The sequence below is a fragment of the Lysinibacillus sp. UGB7 genome, from assembly GCF_049058285.1.
GTDB classification, from domain to species: domain Bacteria; phylum Bacillota; class Bacilli; order Bacillales_A; family Planococcaceae; genus Lysinibacillus; species Lysinibacillus sphaericus_B.
Genome location: NZ_JBMGUV010000032.1, coordinates 32647 through 44370, shown reverse-complemented (window position 1 = coordinate 44370; position 11724 = coordinate 32647). Strand labels below are relative to the sequence as shown.

The following is an 11724-nucleotide window of genomic DNA, read 5'->3' as shown; positions in this document are numbered from 1 at the left end:
ATCATGTAGAAAAAAGAAGGAGCTCTTAAATCATGAAAATTTTATCATTCAAATTAGGTGGACATGTAAGTTTTGGACCGAAAGTAAAAAAAGAAGAAGCAGTATGGGATGTACTCGCTATTCAAAATGAACTTCAAGTTCTCCCTTCTTTTTCAAATTCAATCGTCGATGGTATTGCTTTAGGCTTTGATTTTGTTGAACAGATTCGTAAATTAGTAGAGGCAGCTGAAAAATCAGAGCGCGCGGATAGCTTTAAACGTGAATTTACGGTGATTGAATGGTTATCGCCAATTCCTCGTACACCCAAAAATATTATGTGTATTGGTAAAAACTATAATGAGCATGCAAAAGAAATGGGCGCAGAAGCAGCTCCAACAGAGTTAATGGTATTTACAAAATCACCAACTGCTATCGCTGCTGACGGCCAAACGATAGCGATTCATGCAGACCTTTCATCTAAAATGGACTACGAAGGGGAGCTTGCAGTCGTGATTGGTAAACGAGGTAAAAATATTCCTAAAAACTTAGCATACGATTACGTGTTTGGCTACACAATCGCCAACGACATTACAGCACGTGATCTGCAAGATAAACATAAGCAATATTTCTTAGGCAAAAGCTTGGATGGAACTTGCCCACTTGGACCATATCTTGTCACAAAAGATGAAATTCCAAACCCACAAGACTTAACTGTCGTAACAAAAGTGAATGATGAAGTACGTCAAAACGGTACGACTAAAGATATGATGTTCTCAGTAGAAACATTAGTATCCATCCTATCTCAACACGTAACATTAGAGCCAGGAGATGTTATTTTAACAGGTACGCCAGCGGGTGTTGGTAAAGGCATGAACCCGCCACAATTTTTAAAAACGGGCGATACTGTCAAGGTATCTATCCAAGGAATTGGAACATTAGTGAACCATTTCGAATAATTATTCAAATCCGCGTGAGTCGATGCTCCGCGGATTTTTTAGTATATTTGGTGAACGCAATTGTAATATTTGAAACCATTTCCACCTCATGATAGGATAGAGTTTGATAGAAAAAGAATGAGGTGGGGACACAAATGGATTTTTTAACAAATACAACACATCTACACATTACGACATGGGTAGTGGGTCTCGTAATCTTTTTCATTGCAGCACTTAGCGGCAAGCAATCAAAAGGCTTACATATGGCATTACGATTATTTTACATTCTAATTATTATTTCTGGCGGGGCATTATTCATCCATACAATGGGCTATGGTCAAGGTATGCTATACGGCTTCAAATTTATCGCTGGTATTTTAGTCATCGGTATGATGGAAATGGTATTAGTTCGCCAAAAGAAAAACCAACCAACAGGCATGTTCTGGATCTTATTCGCAGTGTTTTTATTCATCACGCTGTTCTTAGGATTCAAACTACCAATGAACATTAATTTCCTTGCGTAATTGCTCGTAAAGGTCGTGAAGTTTTCGCTTCACGGCTTTTTAATTGTTTAAAAGGCAGGTACGTATCGCCCAATTTAGGTGGCAGATTGCCTGAGGGCGAGTGAAGAAAGCTCAGGTTAACCGAAGAAACGCTCAGGTAAAAAGAGACAATCGCTCGGTTCAACCGCGGTAACGCTCAGCTACAACTAACAACCGCTCCGGCGGGCCAATGTGGAGCTGAAATGAGCATCAAATAGAGCGTAGTTAGTGTTAGTTGTCGCTTATGACTGCTCACGTTAGACCGCGAAGAATACTAAAGTTGACACCTTTTTGCCGTAATTCATTTTGCAATTCGGGAAAATATTTTGAAATGATAGCGACGGTACTGTTTTATTTGGTAAAATGACGATGGATTGGTTTGAAAGAGAGGGAATAAAAGTGAAATTTAAGAAGTGGATAAGTGCGACAGCTGCTTCGCTTTTACTGGCGACTTCATTGTTTGGAGCATTACCAGTAGCACATGCAGATGAAGTACAAACAAGAACGATTGCACAAGAAAGCATCTATGATTTACTCGTTGACCGTTTCTTTAATGGCTCGGGCACTAACGATTTTGATACAAATACGCAAGACCCTTCGAAATTTGCTGGTGGTGACTTTACTGGGCTCCAAGATAAACTAAAATTTATCGGAGAGATGGGGTATACAATCGTCTCCATTGGGACAATTTTCTCTACAGACGTGTATGATGGCTCGATGCCAACAAGCTATACGACAATAGAAGAGCATTTTGGGACAGCAGAAGAATTCCAAAGTGTTATTGAGGCCTATAAAGCGAATAATATGTCGATCATGGTTGATTTTCCTCTAAACAATGTAAGTCCAAACCATGAGTGGGCAAAGGACGCAGTAAAACAGGACTGGATCGCCTCTACAAATAATGGTCAAGTACAATGGGATTTAACAAACAAAGATGTACAAAACGCCCTGATTGAGGCGGCAACAGAATTCGCCTCTACATATAATATTGGTGGTATTCGTTTAACAAATATTGCTGATGCTGATACAGCATTTATCAATGCGCTAATTGATGCGTTAAAAGGCACGAAAGATTCATTATATGTGATTGCAAATGAAGAAAGTGATGCGAATTTTGATGCGAACTTCTCACCTGTAACAGCAGATATTTACCGTAATATTTTTAAAAATGTTGATATGGATTCTTCCAAGCTAATGGAACCTTTTTCAAGCGACAAACCGACGCAAATTATGATTGATTCACTTCAAACACATCGTTTTACATTTGACTCTGCGTCTGAAAATATGTTCCCACCAACTCGACTAAAAATGGCGTTGGGTGCTCTATTTATGTTGCCAGGAATACCAGTTGTACAGTATGGCTCAGAAATTGCAATGAACGGGGAAGCGAAACCCGATACTCATCAATTTTATAATTTTAAAACGGATGAAGAATTAATTGATTACGTAAAAAATGTACAATCCTTAAGAAATAAATCTGCGGCATTACGTAATGGCGATTTTGAGGTCATTACAAATGAAAATGGTCTACTTGTATTTACAAGAACATCTGATGAAGAACAATGGGTCATCATGATAAACAATACTGGTAAAACACAACGCGTTGATTTTACACCGGCTCAGCTTGGTGAGGGTAAAATGCTCAATGGTATATTGCATCAAGAAAAAGTTCGTATTAATGACAAAGACGTGTATCCAGTTATTTTAGACCGAGAAATGGTAGAGATCTATCAAGTTAAAGAAGATAAAGGCTTAAATATTCCCTATATGGTGGCACTTGGATTAGTGTGGCTAATATTTATAGGATTTGTAGTTGTTATTATTAAACGAGGTAAAAAACGTCGCCAGGAACAAGACGTTACAAATTAACCAATGAAAATCCCTCCAGTACGGCCAATTTGGCGAGCGCGGAGGGATTTTTACATTAAGCTTGGTAGCTTTTATTTGAAAAGAAAATAGCAATTGTGCCTGGCCCTACATGGGAGCCAATGGCTGAACCAATCATTGTAATTTGAACTGCTTTTGGTGCGAACTTGTCCTGGATGGCTGCTTTTACTTCGTTGGCAAAGACTAGGTCATCACTATGGCTAATGCCGACAATTTTGTCGGAAAAATTACCACCACGTTGTTGCATCAAATCTAACATACGTGTAATGGCCTTTTTACGTCCACGTGATTTTTCAATTGGTACAAGTTTACCGTCCTCAACATTTAATATTGGCTTAATACTAAGGAGTCCACCAAGAAATGCACTGGCCTTAGATACACGGCCACCCTTTGCAAGGTAGTCTAAATCCTCTACTGTAAAAAGATGCTCCATCTGTGAAGCAAGTGAAGTTAATTTTGTTTCCAGTTCCTCCAATGTGGCACCAGTATTACGAAGTTGAACCGCTTCTTCAACCACTAATCCGTGACCTAAGGAAGCACATTTAGAATCAATGATAGTTAGCTTAAGCGATGGATATTGTTCAAGTACTTGATTGCGAATCATCAAGGCAGTACTGTATGTACCTGATAATTCTGATGAAAAAGCGATATAAACGCCTTCCTCGTCGCTTTGTGCTAATTTTTCAAAGTGTTTAAGGAAGAGCTCTGGTGATACTTGTGACGTTTTTGGGTGGGCACCTTGTCGAATAGCATCGTAAATTTCCTTACAATCAATGGCAATGACATCATCATATTCGCTGTTGTTTAAATGCACGCGTAATGGCAGTAGCACGACATCATTCTCTTCATAGTAAGACTTCGGTAAATCACATCCACTATCAGTAAAAATTTTCATTATCTTGTCCCCCTAAATAAACTGTCTTCATCCAAATTTAAACCGTAAAAAATGGAAAGTCAATCGAGCTTACTACGTAACTATGATAATTTCAAGCGTTCAATGAGTATTTTAGCGATACCATCTTCGTTATTGGTCGTAGTAATTTCATTGGCAATGTTTTTTAAGGACGGAATGCCGTTGCCCATTGCGACACCAATGCCTGCAAAATCAATCATTTCCAAATCGTTATCTTCATCGCCAAAGGCTATAATTCGCTCACGTGGGATACCTAAATCTTTCGCAACATGTGAGAGTCCTACTGCTTTATTTAAGCCACGTCGGACAATCTCAATAATGTGTAGTGGTGCGCCCCAACGACGATGCTCAATAACCTCTGCATGAACTGCTTGTAAATGATCACGGATAATCATTGAATTGACTTCATTTGCTTGGATAAGTAGACTTGTTGGATTATCCTGCAAATGCGTCGATAAATCACCGAGTGTAATCTTAGGATTGCCCATGTTAAAAATATTTAAAATTCGGTCATCCGGTGTATGGACATAAATGTCATCGATCACCTCAGCAATAATATTTTCATATTCATAACTATTCACTGAATCAACGACATCACGCACAACGCTTAAATCAATCGGTGTATGCATTGCTTGCCAAGCCATATTTTTTGGATGGTGAACGTAAGCACCATTAAAATTAACAATGGGAGTTGTCAGACCGAGCTCATGGTAATAAATATCGCTTGCACGATAAGGACGACCTGTGGCAATCATCACCTGATGTCCTTGTTCTTTTGCCTGCAATAATGTTTTTTTAGTTTTCGCTGAAATTTGTTGTTGGTCCGTTAATAACGTCCCATCTAAATCTAAAACAATCAAATGCGGTTTCATAGCATGTTGCCCCTTTCCTATATGTTTGAATAGTATCGCTTTGTCACCTTCTCGTCAAAATTTTGTCATGTAGAAAAAAGTTTGCTAACATAAAAAGAAGAGACAAAAGTTGGGAGTGACAAAAATGTATACAGAGAGAGAAGTGTGGGGAAATATTCCTTTATTACATATACATACAGACGATATGAATGAAGAAACCCCAGTCGTGATTTTCTTGCACGGCTTTATGAGTGCAAAAGAACATAATTTACATTATGCATATCAGCTAGTCAATAAAGGGGTGCGTGTCCTATTACCAGACGCAAAATTACATGGTGATCGAAGTGAAGGCTTAACAGAGATGCAAATGAATTCACACTTTTGGGATATTGTCTTAAATTCTATTCATGAAGTAGAGCAATTATATAATGAGTTAAAGAATAAACAACTATTAGTGAATGATAAGATTGGTGTGGCTGGTACTTCGATGGGGGGAATTGTCACAGCGGGATGCTTAAAGCTTTATGATTGGATACAAACAGCGGCGATATGCATGGGCGCACCTTGCTATATAGAATTAGGCGCATATCAATTACAACAGTTTGCTGAAAGTGGCTTAAATTGGCCGATGTCAGAAGAAGAAGTACGAAAAACGAATGAGCAATTAGCGAAGTATGATATAAGCTTAACACCAGAAAAATTTGCACAACGCCCGGTATTTTTCTGGCATGGTAAAAAAGATAAAACTGTGCCATTTAAAGATACCTATACTTTCTATTTAAAATTACGTGCGTATTATGAAACGAAACCAGAAGAGTTGAATTTCTTCGTTGACAATCAAGCCGGTCATGCTGTAACTCGTGATGGTATGCTAGCAGCGACTGAATGGCTTGCGCAGCATTTGGCATAATAAGTAGCATCTGCTATGATGAAGTTAACACTGTGATGGAAGGAGAAATACAGATGGATCAAGATATGAAAGACAGTATGTTAAGTGCATTAGAAAATGTAATTGACCCTGAGCTGGGTATTGATATTGTCAACTTAGGATTAGTATATGATGTTGAATTAGATGAAGAGGGCTTAGCAACAGTCACAATGACGCTGACATCAATGGGATGTCCACTTGGCCCTGTTATTGTTGACCAAGTAAATACAGCATTAAACGAACTACCAGAAGTAAAAAGTACTAATGTTAACATTGTGTGGAATCCACCTTGGTCGAAAGACAAGATGTCCCGATACGCAAAATTGGCATTAGGCGTACGTTAATAAGACTTTAGCTCAATGTATTTGTAGCTAGTTTTGGTACTAAATAGAGTACGCAAAAACAAATTCCCACTGCACCCTGCATGTGGGAATTTGTTGTATAACGGATTAATCGATTCGGCAAATTTGTAATGGACAATTTTCACAGGCGATTTCATCTTTGAGAAATTGTAAATCATGAATCGTAATATATCCTTTTTCAAAGGATAAAATATTATGCTTTTTTAAATCATTTAGCATACGATTTATCATTTCTCTACTTGTTGCACACAGATTAGCAATTTCTGAATTTGTTAATGGAAAGTCGATCAAAATCGTACCGTTTTCTAATATGTTTCCATAGGTATTAGATAAACGAATTAACGTTGAAAATAAAGCACCCTTCTTACCGTTTAATACTAAATCACGCAAACGACTTTGATGCTTTAAATTTTCAGTTTGTAGCCATTTTAAATATTCAACCATTAAATTAGGTTGTTCCATTAATAATTGCTCCAACGATTTACGGCTAAGGACGTATAACGTAGATGGCTCTAATACTTTTGCAGTCATGGAGTGATACGTAAGGTTACAAAATAATGACCCCTCCCCAATAATACTATTAGGACCACAAATTCGTATTGTTAATTCTTTTCCACTTTCAGTTTCCTGACTAATCGAAATGGCACCAGTGTTAATATAATATATTTCTTTTGCGCGTTCGCCTTCTAAAAAAATTTTACTTTCTTTATTCACTTTTATAAAAACTCCGTGTTTTTTAAAAAGAGCATGAATTTTCTCTTGATAATCATCCATTAATACCATAACTCACACACATCTCTTTCTTTTTGTAATAAGTGACTGTATTACAAAAGAATGGTAGATTAATCATTCCGATATACTAAAACAACGAAACATATCATTATTATAACGTAATCTTCTCTATGTAAGGGGAAAATTTTTAGTGCTAATTTTTTGCTTGAGCTTGTCGTTTGTTGTAAAATTAAGTTAGTCAAAAAAGGTCAAACATTTTCGGTAAAATAGAATGGTGAATATGATTACGCCAAACATAATTGAAAAGGAGTGCTAATGATGCAATTTCAACAAATGGATAATAAAAAACCATTAGAACAATTTGGACGTAATTTAATTGAAGAAGTAAAAAACGGCAAGATGGATCCAGTTATTGGCCGTGACGAAGAAATTCGTAATGTTATTCGTATTTTAACGCGAAAAACAAAAAATAATCCGGTATTAATTGGTGAACCAGGTGTTGGTAAAACAGCGATTGTAGAAGGGCTTGCTCAACGTATTGTGAAAGGTGATGTACCAGAGGGGTTAAAAGAATGCGTCTTGTATGAGCTTGATATGAGTGCGTTAATAGCAGGAGCTAGTTATCGTGGACAATTTGAAGAACGATTAAAAGGTGTATTGAAAGAAGTCAAAGAATCACAAGGGCGTATCATTTTATTTATCGATGAAATTCATACGATTGTTGGTGCAGGGAAAACAGATGGTGCAATGGATGCAGGAAATATGTTGAAGCCGATGCTGGCTCGTGGTGAGTTACATTGTATCGGTGCTACAACATTAGACGAATACCGTATGTATATTGAAAAAGACCCAGCTTTAGAACGTCGTTTCCAACAGGTGCTAGTGCGTGAACCATCTATAGAAGACACGGTATCCATTTTACGCGGTTTAAAAGAACGCTTTGAGTTACATCATGCTGTACGTATTCATGACCGTGCCATTGTGGCGGCAGCAGAGCTTTCCAATCGCTATATTACAGAGCGCTTTCTACCTGATAAAGCAATTGATTTAATAGATGAGGCCTGTGCAATGATTCGTACGGAAATTGATTCGATGCCACAGGAATTAGATGCAGTGACACGTCGTATTATGCAACTTGAAATTGAAGAGCAAGCACTACGTAAAGAAAAAGATGAGGCAAGTAAAAAACGTCTTGAGCAATTACGAGACGAATTATCCAAACTAAAAGAATCCTCTGAGGGGATGCGTAAGCAGTGGGAAGCTGAAAAAGATGCACTTCATGGTATTCAGAAAAAACGTGAAATACTCGACAAATACCGTCGTGATTTAGATGAAGCTGAAAGTAAATATGATTTGAATAAAGCAGCAGAATTACGTCACGGAAAAATCCCTACACTTGAAAAAGAAATTCAAGATATGGAAAAACAGTTAGAGGATGGATTAGAGGTCCGTATTTTACGCGAGGAAGTAACTGCAGATGAAATAGCTTCGATCGTGTCTCGATGGACAGGTATTCCCGTTACAAAATTAGTTGAAGGGGAACGAGAAAAATTACTGCGTTTAAAAGATACGCTACATGAACGGGTAGTGGGGCAGGACACAGCTGTTCAGCTTGTAACAGAAGCGGTATGGCGTGCTCGTGCAGGTATTAAAGATCCACATCGTCCGATTGGTAGCTTCTTATTTTTAGGACCAACTGGTGTTGGTAAAACGGAGCTAGCAAAGGCACTAGCTGCACAGTTATTTGATTCTGAAGATCATTTTATCCGTATTGATATGAGTGAATATATGGAGAAGCATAGCGTGTCACGTCTTGTTGGTGCACCTCCAGGCTATATTGGCTATGAAGAAGGGGGACAATTAACAGAAGCTGTTCGCCGTAATCCGTATTCAGTTGTATTACTGGATGAAATTGAGAAGGCTCATCCCGATGTAGCCAATATTTTACTGCAAATTTTAGATGATGGTCGCATTACGGATAGTCAAGGTCGAATAGTCAACTTTACAAATACAGTTGTGATTATGACATCTAATATTGGTTCTAATTACTTAATGGAAGCAAAAAAAGATGATGTAGCGGTTGAAGATTTAGTGATGTCTGCACTACGTCAGCATTTTAAACCAGAGCTATTGAATCGTATGGATGATATTATCCTATTCCATGCTTTATCAGATGAGCATTTCACAGCCATTGGTTGGAAATACGTTGAACAGCTTGTCAAACGTGTAGCAGAACAGGACATAACTTTAGAAGTAGAAAAAGACGTTATTAATTGGGTTGTGGAGCAAGGTGCAGATGTGCAATTTGGTGCGCGTCCATTAAAACGTTTCGTGCAACGATACATTGAAACAGCTGTTGCGAAGGAATTATTACGTGGTGAAGTTTTACCAGGCGAAACATTGCGTGTAAAAATGCTTGATGGCTACTGTATCGTGGAAAAATAATAGAAAAAAACCTGTTTCGCTTGAGGCGAGACAGGTTTTTTTTAGGATTTGATTAGTGATGGTCTGCAGCTTCTGGCGTTGGCTCGTTTGGAATGATTGCACCAATTACGAAAATTAGTACTGAGAACACAACTGAAATGATAGCACCTGTTTGGAAATCAAATGGTACACCAAGTACAGAACTTACTACATAGTTCAACATTGAAACCAGTAGGAATGACCATACGAATGTAACGATATATTGCATTAAATTTCACCTCAACCGAACTTTTTAAAAGCATAAGTTTTACTACATATACATTATCATATCATAACATAAGACGAAAAAAAAAGAACCTTTTATGATAAAGTGAACTTTAATCGTTGGTATACTTTCTCCACCGATGATAGGTTGATCCAAGTAGGTTTTTAGCCGTGGCTTGATCTCCCATTGAAACGCTTGATTTCTCTATGTTTTGAAGCGGAGGACTTAATATTAGAGAGTTTAAAGTATCATGGCGATTTTGTCACAACAATGTGACACTTATCACGATGTAGTATTATGAGGGCACTGAAAAAGTTCATAAAATAAATTTTAGCCATGGCGGAAACGATTAATCGTGACCGCCATGGCTTTTTCTTCGATGCCGTTGATTTCCGTTTCAGCGGACGCTTTCCTGGGGTCAGATCACTAATCCACCAAGGAGTCGCCGCCTGTACTCCAATCAACTAATTTTATCGTTTCACCATATGTCCAGCTAGACAGATAAACATACCGGCATCTTTATTAAAATCAAAAGTTGTTTTACGTTGAGCATTTGAAGAGCAAGCAGCTTTTCAAGAAACGGAAAGATTCAAAGACTTAGCGAAAAAGCGCTATAAGATTGAATCGTAGAATAGTGAGTTGAAAAATCCGCATCGCTTTCCGCGGGCAAAGCCGCCGTTTTCCATAGCCTTGTTTATACTCAGCTATCTTTTTACATTAATAGCTGTTATAAGATTTTCGATTTATAATTTCAGCCATAAGCTCCCAAAATATGCTTCTTTTTAGCATTGCCTTGTTAAAGAAAAAAGCATAACGACTAGGCACTTGATAACACTAGTTTTAAGGCATTAATTTTAATTCATCTTGCACCCTTCCTTCATTATGAGTTATAATTATGACCAGTTACTAATAATTGATAGTAAGAAAGCAGAGGGGTAGCTATATGAACGCAGGTATTATAGGGATAGGCAGATACGTTCCAGAAAAAGTCGTTACGAATTTTGACTTAGAAAAAATTATGGACACGTCAGATGAATGGATTCGAACTCGTACAGGAATTGAAGAACGCCATTTTGCTGCTGAGAATCAGGAAACTTCGGATTTGGCAGTAGCTGCTGCTAAAGATGCTATTGCGAAAGCAGGTATTATGCCTGAGGAAATAGGACTAATACTTGTAGCAACTGTAACACAAGATCAAAATTTTCCAAGTGTAGCATGTATGGTTCAGGAGCAAATTGGTGCAGTAAATGCAGCGGCGATGGATCAGGCAGCGGCTTGTGCAGGATTTATATATAGTTTAGTGACAGCCAAGCAATTTGTAGAATCAAATGCTTATAAATATGTCTTAGTAGTAGGTGTTGAAAAGCTGTCAAAAGTACTTGATTGGGAAGATCGTAATACGGCTGTGTTATTTGGAGACGGTGCAAGTGCTGCCATTATTGGCCCAGTTTCAGAAGGTAGAGGTATCTTATCTTTTGAGCTTGGAGCTGACGGCACAGGTGGTAAAAATCTTTATTTAACACAGCAACAGACGATTGCCATGAATGGTCGTGAAGTCTTTAAATTTGCAGTACGCCAAATGGGCGAATCTGCTTTGAATGTGTTAGATAAAGCAGGTTTAACAAAAGAAGATGTGGACTTTTTAGTACCACATCAAGCGAATATTCGTATTATGGAGTCTGCACGTGAACGTCTCGATTTACCAATTGAAAAAATGTCGAAAACGATTCACAAATATGGTAATACATCGGCGGCATCTATTGGCATATCATTGGTAGAAGAGCTTGAAGCAGGTAAAATAAAAGATGGTGACTTACTAGTACTTATTGGTTTTGGCGGTGGCTTAACTTGGGGTGCCGTTGCAATGAGATGGGGAAAATAATAACGATAAATGCTTGAGGGGAGT

Annotated in this window: 11 protein-coding genes; 7 read left to right on the top strand and 4 right to left on the bottom strand. The window is 38.0% G+C overall.

What is annotated here, in order from left to right; genetic code table 11:
• Positions 1-32: 32 nt before the first annotated feature.
• From ACOMCU_RS22295 to ACOMCU_RS22285, 3 genes are all read left to right on the top strand, one after another.
• On the top strand, positions 33-935 hold the full coding sequence (locus tag ACOMCU_RS22295) for a fumarylacetoacetate hydrolase family protein (RefSeq protein WP_010858090.1): 903 nt from the start codon (positions 33-35) through the stop codon (positions 933-935).
• Positions 936-1069: 134 nt separating this feature from the next.
• Positions 1070-1438 carry a YisL family protein gene (locus tag ACOMCU_RS22290; protein ID WP_010858091.1) on the top strand — a complete coding sequence of 123 codons (369 nt, stop codon included), beginning with the start codon at positions 1070-1072 and terminating at the stop codon, positions 1436-1438.
• 417 nt (positions 1439-1855) lie between these two features.
• Entirely contained in the window at positions 1856-3325 is a 1470-nt protein-coding gene (locus tag ACOMCU_RS22285) for an alpha-amylase family glycosyl hydrolase (protein WP_421051424.1), read from the top strand.
• 55 nt (positions 3326-3380) lie between these two features.
• Here the strand turns inward: ACOMCU_RS22285 and ACOMCU_RS22280 are convergent, their stop codons facing one another.
• Complete coding sequence (locus ACOMCU_RS22280) at positions 3381-4238, bottom strand: DegV family protein (protein WP_421051422.1); 858 nt, start codon at positions 4236-4238, stop codon at positions 3381-3383.
• An 80-nt stretch (positions 4239-4318) separates the two neighbouring features.
• A complete protein-coding gene (locus ACOMCU_RS22275) occupies positions 4319-5128 on the bottom strand; it encodes a Cof-type HAD-IIB family hydrolase (RefSeq protein ID WP_010858094.1) in 810 nt (269 codons plus the stop codon).
• 124 nt (positions 5129-5252) lie between these two features.
• On the opposite strand from ACOMCU_RS22275, the gene ACOMCU_RS22270 reads away from it, so the two are divergent.
• Together ACOMCU_RS22270 and ACOMCU_RS22265 are read left to right on the top strand one after the other, a co-directional pair.
• Positions 5253-6017 carry a prolyl oligopeptidase family serine peptidase gene (locus ACOMCU_RS22270; RefSeq protein WP_010858095.1) on the top strand — a complete coding sequence of 255 codons (765 nt, stop codon included), beginning with the start codon at positions 5253-5255 and terminating at the stop codon, positions 6015-6017.
• 53 nt (positions 6018-6070) lie between these two features.
• Complete coding sequence (locus ACOMCU_RS22265) at positions 6071-6379, top strand: metal-sulfur cluster assembly factor (RefSeq protein WP_010858096.1); 309 nt, start codon at positions 6071-6073, stop codon at positions 6377-6379.
• Between the two features lie 105 nt (positions 6380-6484).
• Here ACOMCU_RS22265 and ACOMCU_RS22260 read toward each other — a convergent pair whose 3' ends face one another.
• The gene (locus ACOMCU_RS22260) at positions 6485-7171 is read right to left on the bottom strand and encodes a Crp/Fnr family transcriptional regulator (protein ID WP_036131116.1); all 687 of its coding nucleotides are present in this window, start codon (positions 7169-7171) and stop codon (positions 6485-6487) included.
• 276 nt (positions 7172-7447) lie between these two features.
• On the opposite strand from ACOMCU_RS22260, the gene ACOMCU_RS22255 reads away from it, so the two are divergent.
• Positions 7448-9574, top strand: coding sequence for an ATP-dependent Clp protease ATP-binding subunit (locus ACOMCU_RS22255; RefSeq protein WP_421051421.1), 2127 nt, complete (start codon positions 7448-7450; stop codon positions 9572-9574).
• 52 nt (positions 9575-9626) lie between these two features.
• Here ACOMCU_RS22255 and ACOMCU_RS22250 read toward each other — a convergent pair whose 3' ends face one another.
• Positions 9627-9821 carry a YjzD family protein gene (locus ACOMCU_RS22250; protein WP_010858099.1) on the bottom strand — a complete coding sequence of 65 codons (195 nt, stop codon included), beginning with the start codon at positions 9819-9821 and terminating at the stop codon, positions 9627-9629.
• 940 nt (positions 9822-10761) lie between these two features.
• On the opposite strand from ACOMCU_RS22250, the gene ACOMCU_RS22245 reads away from it, so the two are divergent.
• Positions 10762-11700, top strand: a complete 939-nt coding sequence (locus ACOMCU_RS22245) for a beta-ketoacyl-ACP synthase III (RefSeq protein ID WP_010858100.1) — start codon at positions 10762-10764, stop codon at positions 11698-11700.
• The last annotated feature ends 24 nt before the right edge of the window (positions 11701-11724 follow it).